This is a genomic window from Pseudomonas sp. LS44, assembly GCF_024730785.1.
GTDB lineage: Bacteria > Pseudomonadota > Gammaproteobacteria > Pseudomonadales > Pseudomonadaceae > Aquipseudomonas.
In genome coordinates this window covers 273,631-296,374 of record NZ_CP102830.1, presented here as the reverse complement: position 1 = coordinate 296,374, position 22,744 = coordinate 273,631, and the positions used below count along the sequence as shown (strand labels likewise).

Genomic DNA, 22,744 nt, shown 5'->3' with positions numbered 1-22,744 from the left:
GGCGAGTTACTGGCGCTTGTTGTAGCCGTCGCCGGTGCAGCCCAGGCAACGCACGAACGCGGCCTTGCCGGGCTCGACCACCAACGCGCGGCCGGCAGCCCCAATGCCACCACCCGTCGCAGCGAACGGCAAAGCAACCACAAAGGCCGCCGCGCCGATCACAGTGGCGCCGATCAGCAGCGGACGGGCAATCAATAGATCCGCCACCATCGAAAAAGCATCCGGCGCATTGGCGGTGTAGAGCGGATCACCGCTGACATTCTGCTGCATGGCCTCCTGCGCCTGAGCCGGCAACGCCAGCAGGCCAGTGGTCAGAGCCAAGACAACAGCGGTTGCGCGGAACAGGTTCATGGGGATGGTCCTTCAAAGGTTTTATTGATTATAGGTTGGCAGTGGCGATAACTATAACAGCGCTTGCCGGCTTGTCAGCGTGACGCCCTTCAATCGCTGAACAACGCATATCCCCTGGCTTGCGCGGCTGGCGTGGCGCTCAACGCTGACAGCGTGGGCAATAGACACTGGCGCGCTGGCCGAGTTTGACTTCCCGCAAGGTGCTGCCGCAGCTCTTGCAGAATTCACCGCCACGCCCGTAGACGAACAGCTCCTGCTGGAAATACCCGGGCTGGCCATCGCCACCGACGAAATCACGCAAGGTGGTGCCGCCCCGTTCGATGGCATGCGCGAGGATCCGTTTGATCTCCTGCGCCAGGCGCACATAGCGCGCCCGCGACACGCTACCGGCGGCGCGACGCGGATCGATGCCAGCGGCGAACAGCGCCTCGCTGGCGTAGATGTTACCGACCCCGACCACCACCGCGTTGTCCATGATGAACGGCTTGATGGCGATGTTCTTGCCGCGCGCCAGCTGGTACAGGCGCTCGCCATCAAACAGGTCGGTCAGCGGCTCGGGGCCCAATTTGCGCAGCAACTCGTGGTTGAGCGGATCGTCGCTCCACAGCAGCGCACCGAAGCGCCGTGGGTCGGTGTAGCGCAGCGCCAGACCGGACTCCAGTTCGATGTCGACATGCTCGTGCTTGGCCGCCGGCAGGCCCTGCTCGATCAGGCGCAGGCTGCCGGACATGCCCAGATGGCTGATCAGCGTGCCGACTTCGGCACCGATCAGCAGGTACTTGGCGCGCCGCTCGACGCTGACAATGCGCTGGCCGGACAGGCGCACGTCGAGGTCCTCGGGAATCGGCCAGCGCAGCCGCCGCTCGCGGACGATCACCCGGCTGACGCGCTGGCCCTTGAGGTACGGCTCGATGCCGCGGCGGGTGGTTTCGACTTCTGGAAGTTCGGGCATGGCAGTCATTCAACGCTATATCAGGTTAGGAGCTCCCCTCGCCCGCCCTTCTTTTATAGAGAGGGGGGAGAGGGGCTGGGGGAGAGGGCCAGCGGCAACGAGAACGTCCGCCCCTCTCCCTAACCCTCTCCCCGGAGGGGCGAGGGGATAAACAAGCTAGAAGCGTCCCAGATCGCGGATGCTTTCCTTGAGGTTATCGAAGTCGTAGCCGGACAGGCCGACATATTCCAGCACCGGGGCGCGCAGCGTTTCCCATTCGAGGTCGACGTCCTGGTCGCCGAGCACCCGGTACGACTCGCAGATATGCTCGGCCATCTTGAGGATCGCCAAGAGGTTCTTCAGCTGCACGTCGCGGCCGGAGTCGTCTCCGAACAGCGACAGGCAGTTGTGATGGCTGGCAATCGCCTCGCACAGGTGCTGCGGCAGGTTCCACGAGCGCGCGGTGAAGTAGCCAACCACCGCATGGTTGGTATTCAGCAGGCGGTTCTCGGTGTCGACGATGCGCCGCTCGGCACTGGCACTGGCGTAGGACTCCTCGAGCACGCCCATGTACTGGGGGAAGCGCTTGAGCATCAGCGGGATGCCGCAATTGTGGAACAAGCCGAGGGTGTAGGCCTCGTCCACCGCCTCGCAGCCGATGCGTTTGGCCAGGGTCAGGCAGGTCATCGCCACGTCCTGGGCGTTGTCCCAGAAGCGGTTGAGGGTGACGATGGTCTCGTCGTTCATCTCGCCCTTGATCGACAGCGCATTGATCATGTTGATCACCGAGCGACTGCCGAGCAGGTTAACCGCGCGCTGGATCGAGCTGATCTTGTTGGCCAGGCCGAAATACGGCGAGTTGACGATCTTCAGCAAGGCCCCGGACAGCCCCGGGTCCTGGCCGATCAGGCGGGCGATGGTCTTCAGATCGGGGTTGGGCATGACCTGCTCCATCTGCAGGTCGACCATGATCTGCGGCTGCGGCGGCACGCTGATGCCCTGCAATACCTGTTGGATCTGTTCGGCGGAAAGTTCCTGGTTCATACGCTAACGACTGCTCGACGTTGAGCACGCAGTCTAACCTGCGTGCAGGCACCGCAGGATGGCCAATGTGGCCGGCGGCGGACGAATGAAGCTGAAACCTTGTCGGCCGCGACGGTCGGAAATTGAGTATCCGACGCGACGCCCCGGTCGGAAGTGATCCGGGACGGCAACCTGATCGGCAACCGCAAACCGGACGATCTGCCGGCCTTCAATCGCCAGCTGCTCGAACTGCTCGCCGCCTAAAGCCACTGCGGTTGGCTGGCCGACGCTCGCGCCGCCTGACCGGGCGGCCAGCGGCGGCTGGGTGCGCTGGGCTATACTCGCGCTCTTTTTTTCGGAGCGCCCCCATGTCCCTGCCCAGCCTGCGCCTCAAAGCCAACGCCGATCGCCGCCTGCGCGCCGGTCATCTGTGGGTCTACAGCAACGAAATCGACGTCGCCGCCACCCCGCTCGCCGCCTTTCAGGCCGGCGACCAGGCGATCCTCGAAGCCGCTGGCGGCAAGCCGCTGGGCATCGTCGGCATCAGCCCGAACAACCTGATCTGCGCGCGCCTGCTGTCGCGCGATTTGAAGCACGTGTTCGATAAGTCGCTGCTGGTGCACCGCATCAATGTCGCCCTGAGCCTGCGCGAGCGGCTGTTCGATCAACCGTGCTACCGCTTGGTGTATGGCGACTCCGACCTGCTACCGGGTCTGGTGGTCGACCGTTTCTTCGACATCCTGGTGGTGCAGATCGCCTCGGCGACCATGGAGCGCCACAAGGACGAGGTGCTCGCCGCCCTGATCCAGGTCCTCAAGCCACGCGGCATCCTGCTCAAGAACGACTCCGCGGCGCGCGATGCCGAAGGTCTCGAGCGTTACGTGGAAACCGTGTTCGGCGTGGTCCCCGAATGGGTCGCGCTGGAAGAGAACGGCGTCAAATTCGAAGCGCCGGTGGTGGCCGGGCAGAAAACCGGCTGGTTCTACGACCACCGGATGAACCGCGCGCGCCTGGCCCCTTACGTACAGGGCAAGCGCGTGCTCGATCTGTTCAGCTACATCGGTGGCTGGGGCGTGCAGGCGGCGGCGTTCGGCGCCAGTGAAGTGATGTGCGTGGACGGTTCGGCGATGGCCCTGGACGGCGTCGAGCGCAACGCCGCCTTGAACGGCGTGGCGGAGAAACTGGTGTGCGTCGAAGGCGACGTGTTCGAGGCGCTGAAGGAGCTCAAGGCCGCCGAGGAACGCTTCGATGTGATCGTCGCCGACCCACCCGCGTTCATCAAACGCAAGAAGGACCTGAAGAACGGCGAAGCCGCCTACCGCCGCCTCAACGAACAGGCCATGCGCCTGCTCAACAAGGACGGCATCCTGGTCAGCGCCTCCTGCTCGATGCACCTGCCGGAGGACGATCTGCAGAACATCCTGCTGTCCAGCGCCCGCCACCTCGACCGCAACATCCAGCTGCTCGAACGCGGCGGCCAGGGCCCGGATCACCCGGTTCACCCGGCAATCGCCGAGACCCGCTACATCAAGAGCCTGACCGTACGCTTGCTGCCCAACGCCTGACGGCCGTAGTGCCGAGGTGCCGAGGCACGCGCGCCGTGCCGAATCGCGGCCGACGGCGAAAGGTGTGTCTCGGGCGCTCGTAGCAGCCACATCACGTAGGGCGGGTGAAACCCGCGGGTTGCACCCGCCCTACCCGTCTCACCAATACCCGTTGTAGGAGCGAATTCATTCGCGATCCCGGCCACCGCCATCGCGAATGAATTCGCTCCTACTGCCGTAACCCTGGCGCCGATGACGGCCTATTCGGCGTCCTTGCGCCCGGCGTATTCGGCGCGGTCGATGCCGTGGCGGGCCAGTTTGTCGTAGAAGGTCTTGCGCGGGATGCCCAGCGTTTCCAGAGTGGCGCGCACGTCGCCGGCGTTGGCGGCCAGCGCCTGGCGGATCAGCTCGGCTTCGTAGGCTTCCAGACGCTCCGGCAGGCTCGCTTCGAGCGGCACGTCGACCAGCGCTGCGGACGCCGCGCTGGGGTTGAGGCCGAGCACGCAGCGTTCGGCGAAGTGCGCCAGCTCGCGCACGTTGCCCGGCCAGTCGTGCTGAAACAGCTGGCGGCGCAACTCGGCGCTCAGTTCCGGAGCGCCCAGCTTGAAACGTGCCGCGGCGCGCTGGCTGAAGTGCGCGAACAGCAGCGGGATATCGTCCTTGCGCTCGCGCAGCGGCGGAATGCTCAGGGTCACCACGTTCAGCCGGTAGTACAGGTCCTCGCGAAAATCGCCGCGCTGCGCCGGGTCGCCGAGGTCGATCTTCGCCGCCGCGACCACCCGCAGGTCCAGGGCGCGGTGTTCATTGCTGCCCAGCGGCACCACCTCGCGCTGCTCGAGTACGCGCAGCAGGCGCACCTGCGCTGACGCCGGCATGCTCTCGATCTCGTCAAGGAACAGCGTGCCGCCACTGGAATGCTCGATGCGGCCGATACGCTTTTTCTGCGCGCCGGTGAAGGCACCGGCCTCGTGGCCGAACAGCTCGCTCTCGATCATGGTCTCCGGCAGCGCGCCGCAGTTGACCGCGACGAAGTGCCCGCGGCTGCGCCGGCTCCAGTCGTGCAGCAGGCGCGCCACCACCTCCTTACCGCTGCCGGTTTCGCCGGCGATCAACACGTCGACGTCGGTGTCGGCGATGTGCCGCAGGGTGCGCCGCAGGTGCTGCATGGCCGGGGTCTGGCCAAGCAGCGGCAGGCTTTCCTCGGCGCTCTCGGCGGCCAGGCGCAGCGCGCGGTTCTCCAGCACCAGGCGGCGCTTCTCGGCGGCGCGCGCCACGCTCTGCACCAGGCGCTCGGCGCCGTAGGGCTTGGCGATGAAGTCATAGGCGCCGTTGTGCAGCGCTTCCACCGCCATCGGGATGTCGCCATGGCCGGTGATCAGAATCACCGGCAGGTCGGGGTCGAGCGCCTTAAGGCGGGCGAACAGCTCCAGGCCGTCGATGCGCGGCATACGTACGTCGCTGACCACTACTCCCGGAAAGTCGGCATCCAGGGCGGCCAGCGCGCTTTCCGCGTCGGCGAACGGCAGCACCTCGAAGCCGGCCAGCTCCAGGCTCTGCTGATTGGCGGCGCGCAGTTCGGCATCGTCGTCGACGAAGGCCACGAGTGAACGGATATCCATGGTCAGACGGCCTTCTGCAAATACACGGTGAAACGGCTACCGGCGGCGCTGCTGGCGACCTCGATGCGCCCGCCAAACTCGCTGACGATGTCCTTGCAGATCACCAGACCGAGCCCTAGGCCGCCCTCCTTGGAGGTGTTGAACGGGGTGAACAGCGCCGCCAGGATCGCCGCCGGGATGCCCGCACCGTTGTCACTGACGATCAGCGCCACGCGCTCATCTTGCTCACTGACGCTGACTTCGATGCGCCCGTCCGGATGGCTCTCCACCGCCTCCAGGCCGTTCTGCAGCAGGTTGATCAGCACCTGCTCGAGGCGAATGCTCGTGCCCATCACCCGCAGCTCGGCCGGCGGCATGGCCACTTCAATGCGGCCGTAGCGCTGGCGGAAGCGACTGCCGAGTAGCAGCAGCGCGCCGTCGATGACTTCGACCAGGCGGATCGGCTCGATTTCGCGGCGGCCCTTGCGCGAAAAGTTGCGCAGCTCGTCGGTGATGGTGCCGATACGCTCGGTGAGGCTGGCGATCTGCTCCAGGTTGCGCGCAGCCTGCTCGCCGTTGTCGCGGCTGAGGAAGGTGCGCGCGTTGTCGGCGTAGCTGCGGATCGCTGCGACCGGCTGGTTGATCTCGTGGGCCACGCCGGCGGCGACCTGGCCGAGAATCGCCAGGCGGTTGGCCTGCACCAGCTCCTGCTGCACCGACTGCAAGCTGGCCTCGGTCTTCAGGCGCTCGTCGATCTGCTCCTGCAGCTGGTCGCGGGCGCTGCTCAGCTCACGGGTGCGCTCGATCACCCGGCGTTCCAGTTCCTGACGCGCCGCTTCCTGCTCGGCGGCGCGCTGGATCGCCTTCTGCCGCCGGTAGAGGACGACTGCGGCGAGGCCGAGCAGCAAACCCAGGCCGAACAGCGCCAGGCTGCGGCTCTCGCGCATCGCGCCCTGCACCGCCGACGCGGTCGGCACCAGCAGGTGCAGGCGCCAGTTGGTCGCCGGCACCGCGGTGCTGACCCGCAGGAATTCGGCCGGCGCCGCGGCGCCCGGCAGCTGCGCGCGCACCACGTCCGGCTCGCCCTGCGGAGTGCGCGGCTCGATCGGTAGCGGCGCCAGCGAGGCGGCGCCGAACTGCAGGCTCTCGCGAATCGCCCCCTGCTGCTCGGCGGCGACCGGCGCCAGGGTCATGAAGCGCCACGCCGGCCGGCTGGTGATCAGCACGATGCCGTGCGCATCGGTGACGTAGCTGCTGTCGCCGGCACGCTGCCAGTCCAGCTCGACCTGATCGAACTCGAGCTTGACCACCACCACACCGAGCATCCCCGACGGCCCTTCCACGCGCCGCGAGATGTACAGGCCCGGACGCTGGCTGACGCTGCCCAGCGCGTAGTGCTCGGCGCTGCCGCCGGCCGCAGCCTGGCGGTAGTAGGCGCGGAAGTCGTAGCGCGAGCCGACGAAACTGGTTGGCTCGCGCCAGTTGCTGGACGCCACGGCCAGGCCGCCGGCATCCAACAGGTAGATCACCGAGGCGCGGGTGCCGGCCAGCAGGCTCTCGAACTTCTGGTCGATGCGCCGCAGCGCGGCGGCATTGCGCGACACCAGGGCGTCGCGGATGTCGCGATCCTGGGCGAGCACGAAGGGCAGCGAGCGCTGCTTCTCCAGCACGGTGCGCAACACCACGCTGTTCAGGTCGGCATCGCGGCGCGCGCGTTCGCCGAGCTCGGTGTAGGCCTGACGGCGGCCGTACTCCCCGGCCAGCCACAAGGTCAGCGTCGCCAGCAGTACGGCGAATAGACCGAACAGCAGCCAGGCGCGCCGTCGTCCGTACCGGGTACTTGCATCGAATCCACTCATGGCCAGTCGCCGCGGGAAGGGGGAGGCGAAAGTCTGCGCCGAATTCCGCACAAAGCCCAACACCTCTGTGCGGATATCCGCCCAACAGCAGCCGCCACTCGCCTCAAAACTCCATACAAACAACTTATATATCAACAACTTAACCGTATAACGAAAAGCTGGCGCGGCCCTTGCTCAGGACTTGCTCAACGAGGTCACGGCTTCGTCACCGTTCGACTACCTGGGCCTGGCAGGCCCCCGGAGATATAACAATGAGCCTTGTACAATTCACCGCCGACCTCGCGCCGGCCAAGAAAGCGCCTCTTTACAGCCACCTGTACTTCCAGGTCCTGCTGGCCATCTTCATCGGCATCCTGCTCGGGCATTTCTACCCGCAGCTCGGTGAGGCGATGAAGCCGCTCGGGGATGCCTTCATCAAGCTGGTGAAGATGATCATCGCCCCGGTGATCTTCCTGACCATCGCCACCGGCATCGCCGGCATGAGCGACATGAAGAAAGTCGGCCGCGTCGCCGGCAAGGCGATGCTGTATTTCCTGACCTTCTCGACCCTGGCCCTGGTGATCGGCCTGATCGTCGGCAACGTCGTCCAGCCGGGCGCTGGCATGCACATCAGCGCCGCCTCGCTGGACCCCAAGGCGGTCGCCGATTTCGCCGCCAAGGCCCATGAGCAGAGCATCGTCGGCTTCCTCAGCAGCATCATCCCGACCACTATCGTCGGCGCCTTCGCTTCTGGCGACATCCTCCAGGTGCTGTTCTTCTCGGTGCTGTTCGGGATCTCCCTGGCGCTGGTCGGCGACAAGGGCACCCCGGTGGTGAACTTCCTCCAGGCGTTGGTCGCACCGATCTTCAAACTGGTGTCGATCCTGATGAAAGCCGCACCGATCGGTGCGTTCGGCGCCATGGCCTTCACCATCGGCAAGTACGGCATCGGCTCGGTGGCCAACCTAGCCATGCTGATCGGCACCTTCTACCTCACCGCGCTGCTGTTCGTGGTCGTGGTGCTCGGTGCGGTGGCGCGCTACAACGGCTTCTCGATCTTCGCGCTGATCCGCTACATCAAGGAAGAACTGCTCCTGGTGCTCGGCACCAGCTCCTCGGAAGCGGCGCTGCCTACCCTGATGGACAAGATGGAGAAGGCCGGCTGCAAGCGTTCGGTGGTCGGTCTGGTGATCCCCACCGGCTACTCGTTCAACCTCGACGGCACCAACATCTACATGACCCTGGCCGCGCTGTTCATCGCCCAGGCCACCGACACGCCGCTGGCGCTGAGCGATCAGATCCTTCTGCTGCTGGTCGCCATGCTCAGCTCCAAGGGCGCGGCGGGGATCACCGGCGCCGGCTTTATCACCCTCGCCGCGACCCTCTCAGTGGTGCCGGCAGTGCCGGTTGCCGGCATGGCGCTGATCCTCGGTATCGACCGCTTCATGTCCGAATGCCGCGCGCTGACCAACCTGGTCGGCAACGCGGTAGCGACCATCGTCGTGGCCCGCTGGGAAGGCGAGCTGGACAAGGACCAGCTGGCCGACGCCCTGCGTCGCCCGAGCGCCTCGCCCATTGCGGCCGCCCCGACGCTGTCGCAAGCGGCCTAAGCCCGAGCCTTCACTCCTCTCTCGATCACGACAGAGGAGCCTTGGCGGCCAGCGTGGTGAGAGGGTCGCACCGCCACCCCTCTCCCTAGCCCTCTCCCCAGAGGGGCGAGGGGATAAAAGCAGTCCACGGTGGCATGAGCGCAGGTAGCCCGGATGCAATCCGGGAGCAGCACGCACGGGAGCCGAGCCGGCGGGAACAAGGCCCGTGGGACTCCCAGATTGCATCCGGGCTACGGGGCTGGGGAAAGCGGAGGCACCGAACCTCGCGGACGCCACCGGCCGACCGTCAGCCTTTCCCCAGTGGGCGCCGGCGGCGTAGAATCGGCCTATCCCTCGCCAATCATCCTCGGCGGGCTTGTGAGCCCGGGCGGTGCGGACGGTGATCCCGTCTCGACCAACGCCCCTCGCGTCGCGCGACGATCCACCGCTGACCCAGCTCGCAACACATCAATGCTTCCCTGATTAGCCGCAGGAATCCGTCATGCCTGATTACCGTTCGAAGACCTCCACCCACGGCCGCAACATGGCCGGCGCCCGCGCCCTGTGGCGCGCCACCGGGATGAAGGATGAAGACTTCAAGAAGCCGATCATCGCCATCGCCAACTCCTTCACCCAGTTCGTGCCCGGCCACGTGCACCTGAAGGACCTCGGCCAGCTGGTCGCCCGCGAGATCGAGAAGCACGGCGGCGTGGCCAAGGAATTCAACACCATCGCGGTCGACGACGGCATCGCCATGGGTCACGACGGCATGCTCTATTCGCTGCCGAGCCGCGAGATCATCGCCGACTCCGTCGAGTACATGGTCAACGCCCACTGCGCCGACGCCATCGTCTGCATCAGCAACTGCGACAAGATCACCCCCGGCATGCTGATGGCCGCGCTACGCCTGAACATCCCGGTGGTGTTCGTCTCCGGCGGGCCGATGGAAGCCGGCAAGACCAAACTGGCCAGCCACGGCCTGGATCTGGTCGACGCCATGGTGGTCGCCGCCGACGACAGCGCCTCCGACGAGAAAGTCGCCGAGTACGAGCGCAGCGCCTGCCCGACCTGCGGCTCCTGCTCCGGCATGTTCACCGCCAACTCGATGAACTGCCTGATGGAAGCCCTGGGTCTGGCCCTGCCGGGCAACGGTTCGACCCTGGCCACCCACAGCGACCGCGAGCAGCTGTTCCTGCGCGCCGGGCGTCTGGCCGTCGAGCTGTGCCAGCGTTACTACGGCGAGAACGACGAGTCGGTGCTGCCACGCAACGTCGCCAGCTTCAAGGCGTTCGAGAACGCCATGACCCTGGACATCGCCATGGGCGGTTCGACCAACACCATCCTGCACCTGCTGGCCGCCGCCCAGGAAGGCGAAGTGGCCTTCGACCTGCGCGACATCGATCGCCTGTCGCGCACCGTGCCGCAGCTGTGCAAGGTCGCGCCGAACATCCAGAAGTACCACATGGAAGACGTGCACCGCGCCGGCGGGATCTTCTCGATCCTCGGCGAACTGGCGCGTGGCGGGCTGCTGCATACCGACGTGCCGACCATTCACAGCCCGTCGATGCTCGACGCCATCGCCCAGTGGGATATCACCCAGACTAAAGACGAGGCCGTGCACACCTTCTTCAAGGCCGGCCCGGCCGGTATCCCGACCCAGACGGCGTTCAGCCAGTCGACCCGTTGGGATACCGTCGACGACGACCGCGCCGAAGGCTGCATCCGCAGCGTCGCCAACGCCTACTCGCAGGAAGGCGGCCTGGCCGTGCTGTACGGCAACATCGCCGTCGACGGTTGTGTGGTGAAGACCGCCGGCGTCGACGAGTCGATCCATGTGTTCGAAGGCAAAGCGAAGATCTTCGAGAGCCAGGACAGCGCCGTGCGCGGCATCCTCGCCGACGAAGTGAAGGCCGGCGACATCGTGATCATCCGCTACGAAGGCCCTAAAGGCGGCCCGGGCATGCAGGAAATGCTCTATCCGACCAGCTACCTGAAATCCAAAGGTCTGGGTAAGGACTGCGCCCTGCTCACCGACGGCCGCTTCTCCGGCGGTACCTCGGGCCTGTCGATCGGCCACGCCTCGCCGGAAGCCGCCGCAGGCGGTGCCATCGGCTTGGTGCGCGACGGCGACAAGGTGCTGATCGACATCCCCAATCGCTCGATCAACCTGTTGGTCAGCGACGACGAGCTGGCCGCACGCCGCGTGCAGCAGGATCAGAAAGGCTGGAAGCCGGTCGAAGCCCGTCCGCGCAAAGTCACCACCGCGCTGAAGGCCTACGCCTTGCTCGCCACCAGCGCCGACAAGGGCGCGGTGCGCGACAAGGCGCTGCTCGACGGCTGAGTCGTCACCCGCGTGTCACCGAAAGCCCGGCCAAGTGCCGGGCTTTTTTGTTTTCGGGCGCCTGTAGGTTGGCGTTGAGCGAAGCGATACCCAACATTTGCGCCGCATGGGTATCGCTTCGCTCAACCCATCCTACGGACCTGCGTGCCCCAACCCATCCTACAAACTGCACCTCCTCTCCCTCTCCCCGCTGGGGAGAGGGCCGGGGTGAGGGGAGGAAGCCTCGTAGCAACGCAACATCTTCGCCCTACCTCGCTGCGCCCCCTCACCCTGCCCTCTCCCCAGAAGGAGAGGGTTCTGTCCGCGTAGACCTGTAGGGCGGGTGCAACCCGCCAAGGTTCGCCACTCGCGGGTTTCACCCGCCCTACCTCGCTGGCAACCGCGCAGCTCAACCCATCCTACAAACTGCACCTCCTCCCCCTCTCCCCGCTGGGGAGAGGGCCGGGGTGAGGGGAGGGAGCTTCGTAGCAACGCAACATCTTCGCCCTACCTCGCTGCGCCCCCTCACCCTGCCCTCTCCCCAGAAGGAGAGGGTTCTGTCCGCGTAGACCTGTAGGGCGGGTGCAACCCGCCAAGGTTCGCCACTCGCGGGTTTCACCCGCCCTACCTCGCAGCGCTACCAATTGCACCGTCGGGCGCCGCCGCGGTGGCGGGCCGCTCAGTCGTCCAGGCTGTTGACCAGCGCCCGGTACAACTGCGCGGGCGACACGGGCTTGTGCAACAAGGGCACACCACTGGTACGCGCCTCGCGCAAGCGTTCCGGCGCGGTGTCGCCGGTGATGATCAAGGCCGGCACCGCCGCGCCCAACGCCTCGCGCACCTGGCTGATGGCCTGGGCGCCGGTCTGGTGCTCGCGCAAGCGGTAATCACTGATCAACACCTGCACCGGCCACTGCTCGACCTGCCGCAGCGCATCCTCAATATCCTCCACGGCGCGGCACTCGCAGCCCCAATCCTCCAGCAGGTGCAGCATGCCATCGCGCACGCTGGCATCGTCATCGATCACCAGCACCCGCAGGCCACGCAAACGCTTGGCCTGCAATTGCGGCGCACTGGGCTGCTCGAACACATCGTCGCTGAAGTTGCCCTGGGCCAGGGGCAGGCGGATCCGGAACACACTGCCACGGCCGGGCCGGGACACCAGGCTCACGCCGTGCCCCAGCGAACGCGCCAAGCCCTCGGTAATTGCCAGGCCCAGACCCAGCCCTTTGAGGCGGTCGCGCTCCGGATTGCCCAGCTGGTGAAACTCGCGGAACACATCGCCCTGCTGCGACGGCTCGATGCCGATGCCGGTGTCGAAGACTTCGATCAACACCGCATCGCCGCGCCTGCGACAGGCGACCAGCAAGCCGCCCCGCTCGGTATAGCGGATCGCGTTGGCGATCAGGTTGCGCAACATCAGCTCCAGCAAGGCCGGGTCGGAATCCACCGCCAACTGGGTTTCGCGGCATCGATAGACGATGTCCTTGGCATCCGCCAGGCTGCCCAGTTCATTCTCCAGCTTGTTGAACAACGGCTGCAGGCGGAACGCCCGGCGCTGCGGCTCGATCACCCCGGCCTCGATACGCGAAAAATCCAGCAAGGTATTGAGCATCTGCGCCGAGGCCTGGCTGGCCGCCCGCGCACGGTTCAACACCTTGTGCTGTATGTCCGACAGCTCGCTGCGCGCCAGGACTTCCAGAAACAGCTCCTGGGCATACGCCGGCTGGCGCAGGTCATGGCTGGCGGCGGCCAGGAACTTCGATTTGGCCAGATTGGCCTGCTCGGCCGTGTCCCGCGCCGCCTCGGCTCGCTCGCTCTCCACCTGTAAGCGTTCGACTAGGTCGAGGTTCTCGAAGCGCAGGGCGATGGAGCGCCGCGACGCCCGCTGGGCGATCAGCGCCTGCCCGACCTGGCCGGCGACATACAGGCTGCAGCCAATGGCCAGATTGCGATAGGACGCATCCCCGATCAGCCACAGCTTGCTGTTGATGGCCACCAGTTGCGCAAACTGCATGCTGGCATAGAGGGGGAACACCGGCGCCAGCAGCGACACCGCATTGCCACTCACCCCGGCCAGCGAGGCCATGACCAGCAATTGCTCCATCAGCGAGCCGTGCCCCATCACCACCCAGGCCAATGAGCCCCAGGCCAAACCCTCCAGCACCTTGATCAGGCTCATGCCCAGAATCAGCCGGGACGCGTTGCCCGGCGTCACGCCGCGGCGCAGGGCCAGCATCGCGTAACCCACGCACAGCACGCGCGTCACCACCACCAGGGCAAACCAGCCCAGCAAGCGCTGGCGGTTCTCGGCGGAGTCCAGGGCCAGCAGCAGCACCAGGGCCAGGGCGAGACCCAGGAACAGCGAGCTGCGCATGCCGATGAACACCAGCCGCACCTGCTCGATGCGGATGTCCAGGCCCAGCTTGTCGCTCAGCGCTACCTCGTTCAAAGGCTCAACCCCAGGCGACGCGCCACGAAGGCCGCTTCCGAGCGACTGGACACCTGCAACGCCAACAGGGTGGCCTGCACATGCCCGCGCACGGTGTTCTCCGAGAGGTTGAGGCGCCGGCCGATCATCTTGTTGGACAGCCCCTGACACAGCAAATCGAGCACCTCACACTGCCGGGGCGTCAGCCTGACCGGCGGCTGACTCGCCTCCGGCAGCAAGGACGGGAACACCTGAGCGGGCAGCTCGTCAGCGAGCGCCTGGGCGATCAGTTCCAGCATGCGCGCGGGGGTCTCGGTCTTGCACACGAAACCATGGGCACCGCGTGCCAGTGCCTCCTGAACAACCCGCGCATCCTGCAAGGCAGTCACCACCAGCACCTTGGCCAGCGGCCACTTGCCCTTGAGCGCCGCGATGCCATCCAGACCGTTGCCGCCCTCAAGCTGCACATCCAGCAGCACCAGATCGACCGCCTCGCTCGGGCACAGCAGCGCCTGCGCCAAGGAGGATGCCTCGGATAGCTGAACATCGCTCAAGCCGGCGGCCAACACCAGGCCCACCCCGGAGCGGAACAACGCATGGTCATCGATAAGCAGCAGGTGTTTAGTCATGGTGGCCATTCAATGTCTTAACGGCTCGCCGCGCAAGCCAGTCCAAATGGACTATTGGGCTGCACATTCACTGCTGGTTAAGGTGACTGCCTAAAAAAACACCAGGCCAGAGAGTCGCCAGCCCCCCCGCTGCCGCGCGCGCAACGCCCTGCCTGCACATCAAGGACGACGCCATGAACCGCGTATTTTCCACCGTTTGGAATCACAGCCTCGGCGCCTGGGTGGTGGCCAGCGAACACGCGGCCCGCCAGGGCAAGCGCGGCGCGCGGCGCATCGCCACTGCCTTGACGGTGACCGGCCTGGGGCTCGGCGCCCCGCTGCACAGCCTGGCCGCCGACCTGCCCAGCGGCGGGCAGATCGTCCATGGCAGCGGCCAGATCGGCGCGGCCACCGGCAACCAGCTGGTGATCGGCCAGAACAGCAACCAGCTGGCCATCAACTGGCAGAGCTTCGATATCGCCGACGGCCACCAGGTGACCTTCAACCAGCCGGGTGCCGATGCGGTGGCCCTCAACCGGGTGCTCGGCGCCGACGGCTCGAAGATCATGGGCCAGCTCGATGCCAACGGCCGGGTGTTTATCGTCAACCCCAACGGCGTGCTGTTCGGCAAGGGCGCCGCGGTCAATGTCGGCGGTCTGGTGGCCTCGACCCTGGACCTCTCGGTGGAGGATTTCGCCGCCGGCAACTACCAGTTCAAGGGCGACGGCAGCAACCAGGCCGTGGTCAACCAGGGTTCCATCAGCGCCGCTAACGGCGGCGCCGTGGCGCTGCTCGGCGGCACCGTCAGCAACCAGGGGGTGATCGTCGCCAACCAGGGCAGCGTGGCCCTGGCGGCGGGCAACAAAGTCACCCTGGACTTCGCCGGCGACGGCCTGCTCAACGTGCAGGTGGATGAAGCCGTGGTCGACGCCCTGGTGGAAAACCGCCAGCTGATCAAGGCCGACGGCGGCCAGGTGCTGCTCACCGCCCACGCCGGCGAGGCGCTGCTGAAAACCGTGGTCAACAACACCGGGGTGATCGAGGCGCAGACCCTGGGCGAGAAGGACGGCAAGATCGTCCTGCTCGGCGGCTTCGACGGCGGCACGGTACAGGTGGCCGGCACCCTGGATGCCAGCGCGCCCAAGGGCGGCAACGGCGGCTTCGTGGAAACCAGCGGCGCCCACGTCAAGATCGCCGACACGGCGAAGGTCACCACCCAGGCGGAAAACGGCAGCACCGGCACCTGGCTGATCGACCCCAACGACTTCACCATCGCCGCCAGCGGTGGCGACATGAGCGGCGCGGCGGTGTCGCTGGCGGTGCAGAGCAACCACTTCGAGATCCAGACCGCCACCATGGGCACGACCGGCGGCAATGGCGACATCCACGTCAACGACGCGATCAGCTGGAGCAGCGACAACCGCCTGACCCTGAGCGCCGAACGCAACATCAATATCAAGGCGCCGATCAGCGCGACGGGTAACAGCGCCGGCCTGGTGTTCAAGCATGGCGGCGACTACCGCATCGGGGCGCCGGTCACCCTCTCCGGCGCCAATGCCAGCCTGAGCATCAATGGCCAGGGCTATACGCTGATCCACGATGTCGACCAGTTGCAGGCCATCGACAACAACCTCGGCGGCAGCTACGCCCTGGCCGAGGATATCGACGCCAGCGCCACCGCCACCTGGAACGCCGGCGCCGGCTTCAAGCCGCTGGGCGTAAGTGATAACGGCGCCGCCGCTACCGTCGGCTTCAGGCTGGCCGGCCTCGGCCATAGCATCGACGGACTGAGCATCAACCGGCCCCAGTGGAATTACGTAGGCCTGATGGGCGTGCTCGCTGGTGAGATGCGCGACCTTGGCCTGAGCGGTGGTTCGATCAGCGGCGGCCAATACGTCGGTGGGCTGGTTGGCTGGCACTACTCCGGCACCATCAGCAACGCCTACGTCACCGGCACGGTGAACGGCAACGACTACGTCGGCGGCCTGGTCGGGAAAAACGACGGCACTCTCAGCAGCGTCTACGTCACCGGCACGGTGACTGGCCGCAACTACGTCGGCGGCCTGGTCGGGACCAACAACGACACTCTCAGCAACGCCTACACCACCGGCACGGTGACTGGCAGCGGCTACTACGCCGGCGGCCTGGTCGGGGAAAACTACGGCACGATACGCAACGCCTACGCCACCGGCACGGTGACCGGCAGTAGCGGCGTCGGCGGCTTGGTCGGGTACAACGTCGCCGGCAGCATCAGCAACAGCTACTGGGATCAGGACAGCACTGGCCAGGCTCAGGCCGTGGGCAACCAGCTACTCCACCCAGGTGTGACTGAGCTCACCGCCGCTAACCGTTACAACCATGCCAGCTACGCCAACCTCGGCACCTGGGCCGAAACCGCCAGCGGCTCGGGCATCTGGGTGGCCAGTGTAGGGACAGACAAGCAATGGATCATGATCGAAGGGCAAACCCGGCCCTTCCTGTTCAGCGAATACAGCACCACCGTCCGCAACGCCCACCAATTGCAGCTGATGGCCTATGACCTCAGCGCCGACTACACACTGGCAAACGATATCGACGCCAGCGCCACCGCCGGCAGCAATGCCAGCGGCATGTGGAGCAGCCTGGGCTTCAGCCCCATTGGCAATAACTCCAACCTATACAGCGGCACCTTCGATGGCCTGGGCCACGCGATCTCGGGGCTGACCATCGCCCGGCCTTTGCAGGATTACGTCGGCCTGTTCGGCAGCACCCGCAGCACCGGCACGCTGCGCAATATCGGCCTGCTGGGCGGCACGGTGGAGGGCAGAGACAGCGTCGGCGGACTGGTCGGGTACAACGACGGCGAGATCAGCAACGCCTACGCCACCAGCGCGGTGAGCGGCAGCGGCGACTACGTCGGCGGCCTGGTCGGGTACATCGCCTCCGGCACGATCAGCAACGCCTACGCCACCGGCACGGTGACCGGCAGCAGCAACGTCGGCGGTCTGGTCGGGTACAACTTCGCCGGCACGATCAGCAACGCCTACGCCACCGGCATGATCAGACCGGTGACCGGCGCCATCTACGTCGGCGGCCTGGTCGGGCGCAACACCGGCACGATCAGCGCAAGCTTTTGGGATACACAGAGCACCGGGCAGGCCCATGCCACGGGCAATCAAGCCACCCCCTCAGGGGCAACCGCACTCACATCCGCCCAGATGAAGAGCGCGGCCAGCTTTAGCGGCTGGGACATCGCCACCGAGGGCGGTAGCGCATCAGTCTGGCGGATCTACGAGGGCTACAGCGCACCTCTGCTGCGCAGCTTTTTGAAGGCCGTGACCGTGAGCGCCAACCCCGCGAGCATCACCAGCAAGACCTACGACGGCAGCATCGCCAGCGGCACTTTCACCTATACCCCCAGCCTGGCCGGCGCGCTACTCAACGGCCCTGCCCGCTACGCCAGCACTTCCGCCAACGCCGGCACCTACAGCACCGCCAATGGCGGGTTGAGCCTGGGTGGCCTGTATTCCGGCCAACAGGGCTATGACATCAGCTATACCGGCGGCGGCAGCCTGACCATCACCCCCAAGGCCCTGAGCTGGAACAACTTGACGGTGAACAACAAAGTCTATGACGGCAGCAAGGGAGCCAGCATCAGCGGCGGCTCCCTGACCGGCATGGTCGGCGGCGAAACGCTGACCTCAGTCAGCAGCGCCATGTTCTCCGACAAGAACGCAGGCACAGGCAAGACGGTCACGGTCAACACCACCCTTGGCAATGGCGGCAATGGCGGCCTGGCCAGCAACTACACGATCAGCAACCCTACCGGCGTAACGGCCAATATCAACCAGGCCACCATCAGCTCGGTCACCAATGTGGTGGCCGACAGCAAGGTCTACGATGGCGGCACCGCGGTCACCTTCGGCTCGGCCACGGCCACCTTCAACGGCATGGTCAGCGGCGACAACCTGGCGATTGGCGCCACCACCGCCTCGTTCAGCAACAAGAACGCCGGCACCGGTAAGCTCGTGAACATCTCCTTCCTGACCCTGAGCGGCGCGGACGCGGGCAACTACCTGCTGGCCAGCACCACCGCGACCGGCACCGGCACCATTACACCGAAGGCACTGACGATTACCGGCATGTCGGCCCTCGACAAGGTCTACGACGGCAACACCATGGCCAGCGTGACGGGCGGCGCACTCAGCGGCCTGATCAGTGGTGAGATGTTGGGCGTGACCGGCCTGACGCTGAGGTTTGACAACAAGAACGCCGGCACCGGCAAGGCCGTGATCGCCAGCGGCGCCACCCTGGCCGACGGCACCGGCCTGGCCAGCAACTACACGATCAGCAACCCGACCGGTCTGACCGCCAGCATCACCCCGAAAGCCATCACCGGCACCATCGTCGCCGCCAACAAGACTTACGATGGCACCACGGCCGCCACCACCTACGGCAGCTTCGGCGGGGTCTTTGCTGCCGATAGCCTGAGCCTGAGCACCACCGGCAGCTTTACCGATAAAAACGCCGGCACCGGCAAGACCGTCACGGTCAGCGCTGTACTGGCGGGCGCGGATGCCGGCAATTACCTGCTGAGCCCCAACATCAACACAACCACGACCGCCAACATCACCCCGAAAGCCATCACCGGCACCATCGTCGCAGACAACAAGACCTACGACGGCACCACGGCCGCCGCCACCTCCGGCAGCTTGGTCGGGGTCATTGCGGGCGATAACCTGAGCCTGAGCACCTCCGGCAGCTTTACCGATAAAAACGCCGGCACCGGCAAGACCGTCACGGTCAGCGGTGTGCTGGCGGGCGCTGATGCCGGCAACTACCTGCTGAGTCCCAACGCCACCGCGACCGCCAGCATCAACAAAGCCGCCGCCACCATCACCGCCAACAACGCAAGCCGCACCTACAACGGCCTGCAGCAGAACGTGGCCGGCTTCACCGCCAGCGGCCTGCTCAATGGCGAGCAGGCCAGCGTACTCACCGGCGTCAGCACCGCCGGCGGCAGCGGCACCAACGCCGGCACCTACCGCCTGATCGCCAGCGGCGCGGATGGTAACTACCTGCTGACCTTCGACGACGGCGCGCTGACCATCGACAAAGCCGCCGCCACCGTCACCGCCAACAGTGCAACCCACACCTACAACGGCCTGCAGCAAAGCGTCGCCGGCTTCACCGCCAGCGGCCTGGTCAACGGCGAACAGGCCAGCGTACTCAGCGGCGTCACCACCAGCGGTGGCAGCGGCGCCAATGCCGGCACCTACAACCTGATTACCAGCGGCGCGGACGGTAACTACGTGCTGACCTTCGTCGACGGCGCGCTGACCATCACCAAGGCCGCCGCCACCGTCACCGCCAACAGCGCCACCCGTTCCCACAACGGCCTGCAGCAGAGCGTCGCCGGCTTCACCGCCAGCGGCCTGGTCAATGGCGAGCAGGCCAGCGTACTCAGCGGCGTCCGCACCACCGGCGGCAGCGGCACCACGGCCGGCACTTATGCCCATAGCGCCAGCGGCGTGGACGGCAACTACGCGCTGACCTTCGTCGATGGCGCGCTGACCATCAACGACGTCGCGCCCACGCCTCCCGCCGGGCCCCACGTTCAGGTCATCGCCGGCACGATCTACCTGACCAATGGCGGTGATTCACTCAGCTTCCCGACAGGCCAGTTCGGCTTCAGTGGCGGCCCGCAGATCCCGAAAGCGACCGTGATCATCCACGCCCCCGGCCTTATCTTCAGGCCGCCAGCCGGACCGGCCGCGAGTATGTCAGCGCCGGCATTCGCCGCGCTCCCAGGGACCACCATCATCGCCAAAGGCATCCGCCTGCCGGAAGGAATCTGATCATGCGTTTTACCCTTTCCCTGCTGGGCCTGGCCCTGAGCAGCGTCAGCCTCGCCGCCGTGGCACAGGTGGCGCCCGACGCCGGCCAGTCGATCCGCGAGATCGAGCAGGCCCCGCTGCAACTGCCGCCCAAGCAGTCGCTGGAGCTGAACCTGCCCGACGCGCCCTCCAGCGAGGTCAAGGCCGGCGGCCCGAGCCTGCAGGTGACCAAGCTGCGCCTCACCGGCAACACGGCGATTGCCGAGCCGGAGCTGCTGGCGCTGCTGGCCGATCTACAAGGCCGCACGGTCTCGCTCGGTGAGTTGCAGGCCGGCGCCAACCGCATCACCCGCCTGTACCGCGAACGCGGCTACCCGCTGGCACGCGCCTATTTGCCGGCCCAGGAGATCGAGGGCGGCGTGGTGCAGATCGCCGTGCTCGAAGGCCGCTATGGCGCGGTGCAGGTGGACAACCAGGCCGGTCTCAGGGGCGCCGCCCTGGCACCGCTGGAGGCCCTGCAGAGCGGCGATGCGGTGCGCGCCGCGCCGCTGGAGCGCAGCTTGTTGCTGCTCCAGGACACCCCGGGAGTGGCGGTCAAATCCACCCTCAAACCCGGCGCCTCGATGGGCGCCACCGACCTGCTGGTCGATGTGCAGCCCGGCCCGCCGGTTTCCGGCTCGGTCGACCTGGACAACTACGGTAACCGCTTCACCGGCGAGTACCGCCTGGGCGGCAGCCTGAACCTCAACAGCCCGCTGGGCCTGGGCGATCAGGTGTCGTTGCGGGCCATGGGCTCGGATGAGGAGCAGCACTACTACCGCGCTGCCTATCAGCTGCCGCTCGGCCCGTGGGCCACCCAGCTCGGCGTGGCCTACTCGGACATGGATTACGAGCTGACCCGCGACTTCGAAGACCTCAAGGCCCACGGCAACGCGCGCATCAGCAGCGCCTATGCGGTCCAGCCACTGCTGCGCAGCCGCGACTTCTCCCTGTATGCGCAGCTGCAGTTCGACGACAAGCGCCTCAAGGACGACATCGACTTCTTCGCCAGCAAGAGCGACAAGCGCGCGCGCGTGGTGATCGCCAGCCTCAGCGGCAACAGCCGCGACGACCTGCTGGGCGGCGGCGTGAACAGCTTCGCCCTGGCCTGGAGCCAGGGCAGCCTGAACATCGACGGCCCGCTCAACCAGTTGGTCGACGATCTCACGGCCGGCACCCAGGGGAACTTTCACAAGCTCAATCCCAGCCTGGTGCGCCTGCAACACCTGAGCGAGCGCTTCAGCCTCTACACCCAGGTGCAGGGCCAGTGGAGCGACGGCAATCTCGACAGCTCGGAGCAGATCAGCCTCGGCGGCGCCTATGGCGTGCGCGCCTACCCGCAAGGCGAGGCCTCCGGCGACCAGGGCTGGCAGGCCAATGTCGAGCTGCGCTACGCCCTGACACCGGCCTGGCAGCTGTCCACCTTCGCCGACCATGGGCAGGTGCGTCTGCACAAGGACACCTGGAGCGACGACGAAAACCACCGCAGCCTCTCCGCTGCCGGCCTGGGCGCCACCTGGGCCGACCACGGCTGGCGCCTCAACACCGTCGCCGCCTGGAAGCTCGGCAACGCCGAGCCCCAGAGCGATAACGACCGCAGCCCAAGGGTCTGGGCCCAGGTGGTGCGGTACTTCTAGCGCCGTATAGCGGGCGTAGGGCGGATTCAGACCTGTAGGGCGGGTGAAACCCGCCAAGGTTCGCCGCTCGCGGGTTTCACCCGCCCTACATTTACGAAGCTAACGACCATGAAGCAGGCGTAGGGCGGATTCAGGAGCGCAGCGAACAATCCGCCGCCCCATGCCCCGGCGCTTCGATTCGCGGATGAATCCGCTCCTACTGAGCGCATGTGTGGCGACTCAAATGCCCGGCTGCGCCGGCGCCAGGTTGGCGTTGCTCTGGCCGACGGCCAAGCCGGCGCGTACGGCACCCACGGCGGCCTGGTAATAGGCTTTACCACCCGCGGATTCGGCGAAGCTGGCGAATTCCTCGAGCTCCGGGTCGGACAAGTCGCGGTAGACGTACAGCAGGGTGTTGTCGATATCGCCATCGATTTGCTGCATCAGCCGCTCCCGCTGGCTATTCAGCATGCCTTGCGCCTGATCGCCGCCGAGCAGGCCGGGAATCATCTGGCTGAGGCTGTCGGCGGCCACCCCGGCAAGCGCCAGGCTGACTTCGGCACCGGCTTCCTTGGCTGGCAACACCTGGGCCAGATGACGAATCAGCAGGCGCCGGGTGGCGTCGGCCTGGATGCGCGGCAAACCGTTGGCGTTCTTTTGCAATTCCTCGCGACTGGTGGCCTTGACCTCGGCAGCGGTGATCTTGCGGCCCAGCGGCGACTGGAAGAATTGCAGCGCCGGCTGCGGATCGGCGAGTTGCTGACGCAACGCCGCCTGCGCGCGCTGGTCCATCGCCTGCGCGGCGAAGCGCTGATTGCTGTTGGCCACCAGCGCCTGATACACCGCCGGCGGCAGGGTGCTGCGATATTGCTGCTGGGCGGCCTGCAACGCGGCGCTGAAATGCGCACGCTGTTCGGCCCAACCCGCCACCTGATAGAGCTGGGAATGATCGTCAGCCCGGCTGGGCAGGCTGAGCAGCAACAACACACAAGCAAAAAGGGCGCGCATTCGGGACTCCTGTCGGACGAGGGGCATTTTCG

At 66.4% G+C, this 22,744-nt stretch carries 13 protein-coding genes; 5 read left to right on the top strand and 8 right to left on the bottom strand.

The window, feature by feature from the left end; all coding sequences use genetic code 11:
* Positions 1-6: 6 nt before the first annotated feature.
* The 3 genes from NVV93_RS01345 to NVV93_RS01335 form a co-directional block, all read right to left on the bottom strand.
* Entirely contained in the window at positions 7-351 is a 345-nt protein-coding gene (locus tag NVV93_RS01345) for a multidrug transporter (protein WP_258252670.1), read from the bottom strand.
* A 139-nt stretch (positions 352-490) separates the two neighbouring features.
* Complete coding sequence (gene mutM, locus NVV93_RS01340; RefSeq protein WP_258252669.1) at positions 491-1,303, bottom strand: bifunctional DNA-formamidopyrimidine glycosylase/DNA-(apurinic or apyrimidinic site) lyase; 813 nt, start codon at positions 1,301-1,303, stop codon at positions 491-493.
* Positions 1,304-1,459: 156 nt separating this feature from the next.
* The gene (locus NVV93_RS01335; protein WP_258254258.1) at positions 1,460-2,272 is read right to left on the bottom strand and encodes an HDOD domain-containing protein; all 813 of its coding nucleotides are present in this window, start codon (positions 2,270-2,272) and stop codon (positions 1,460-1,462) included.
* A 401-nt stretch (positions 2,273-2,673) separates the two neighbouring features.
* Between NVV93_RS01335 and NVV93_RS01330 the strand changes: the two genes are divergently transcribed.
* On the top strand, positions 2,674-3,870 hold the full coding sequence (locus NVV93_RS01330) for a class I SAM-dependent rRNA methyltransferase (protein WP_258252668.1): 1,197 nt from the start codon (positions 2,674-2,676) through the stop codon (positions 3,868-3,870).
* Positions 3,871-4,109: 239 nt separating this feature from the next.
* Here NVV93_RS01330 and NVV93_RS01325 read toward each other — a convergent pair whose 3' ends face one another.
* Both NVV93_RS01325 and NVV93_RS01320 read right to left on the bottom strand, forming a co-directional pair.
* A complete protein-coding gene (locus NVV93_RS01325) occupies positions 4,110-5,462 on the bottom strand; it encodes a sigma-54 dependent transcriptional regulator (protein ID WP_309137391.1) in 1,353 nt (450 codons plus the stop codon).
* Between the two features lie 8 nt (positions 5,463-5,470).
* Positions 5,471-7,306: an ATP-binding protein gene (locus NVV93_RS01320; protein ID WP_258252666.1), complete on the bottom strand. Its 1,836-nt coding sequence runs from the start codon at positions 7,304-7,306 to the stop codon at positions 5,471-5,473.
* A 251-nt stretch (positions 7,307-7,557) separates the two neighbouring features.
* Between NVV93_RS01320 and NVV93_RS01315 the strand changes: the two genes are divergently transcribed.
* Both NVV93_RS01315 and ilvD read left to right on the top strand, forming a co-directional pair.
* A complete protein-coding gene (locus NVV93_RS01315) occupies positions 7,558-8,895 on the top strand; it encodes a dicarboxylate/amino acid:cation symporter (RefSeq protein ID WP_258252665.1) in 1,338 nt (445 codons plus the stop codon).
* Between the two features lie 481 nt (positions 8,896-9,376).
* Entirely contained in the window at positions 9,377-11,215 is a 1,839-nt protein-coding gene (ilvD, locus tag NVV93_RS01310) for a dihydroxy-acid dehydratase (protein ID WP_258252664.1), read from the top strand.
* A 658-nt stretch (positions 11,216-11,873) separates the two neighbouring features.
* Here ilvD and NVV93_RS01305 read toward each other — a convergent pair.
* The gene (locus NVV93_RS01305) at positions 11,874-13,646 is read right to left on the bottom strand and encodes a hybrid sensor histidine kinase/response regulator (protein ID WP_258252663.1); all 1,773 of its coding nucleotides are present in this window, start codon (positions 13,644-13,646) and stop codon (positions 11,874-11,876) included.
* Complete coding sequence (locus tag NVV93_RS01300; protein WP_258252662.1) at positions 13,643-14,254, bottom strand: response regulator transcription factor; 612 nt, start codon at positions 14,252-14,254, stop codon at positions 13,643-13,645. The genes NVV93_RS01305 and NVV93_RS01300 overlap by 4 nt, the downstream gene beginning before the upstream one ends.
* Before the next feature lie 173 nt (positions 14,255-14,427).
* On the opposite strand from NVV93_RS01300, the gene NVV93_RS01295 reads away from it, so the two are divergent.
* Positions 14,428-20,070 carry a YDG domain-containing protein gene (locus NVV93_RS01295; protein WP_258252661.1) on the top strand — a complete coding sequence of 1,881 codons (5,643 nt, stop codon included), beginning with the start codon at positions 14,428-14,430 and terminating at the stop codon, positions 20,068-20,070.
* Between the two features lie 2 nt (positions 20,071-20,072).
* Positions 20,073-21,725, top strand: a complete 1,653-nt coding sequence (locus NVV93_RS01290; protein WP_258252660.1) for a ShlB/FhaC/HecB family hemolysin secretion/activation protein — start codon at positions 20,073-20,075, stop codon at positions 21,723-21,725.
* Positions 21,726-21,944: 219 nt separating this feature from the next.
* Here the strand turns inward: NVV93_RS01290 and NVV93_RS01285 are convergent, their stop codons facing one another.
* Entirely contained in the window at positions 21,945-22,712 is a 768-nt protein-coding gene (locus NVV93_RS01285) for a DUF2059 domain-containing protein (protein WP_258252659.1), read from the bottom strand.
* Positions 22,713-22,744: the final 32 nt, after the last annotated feature.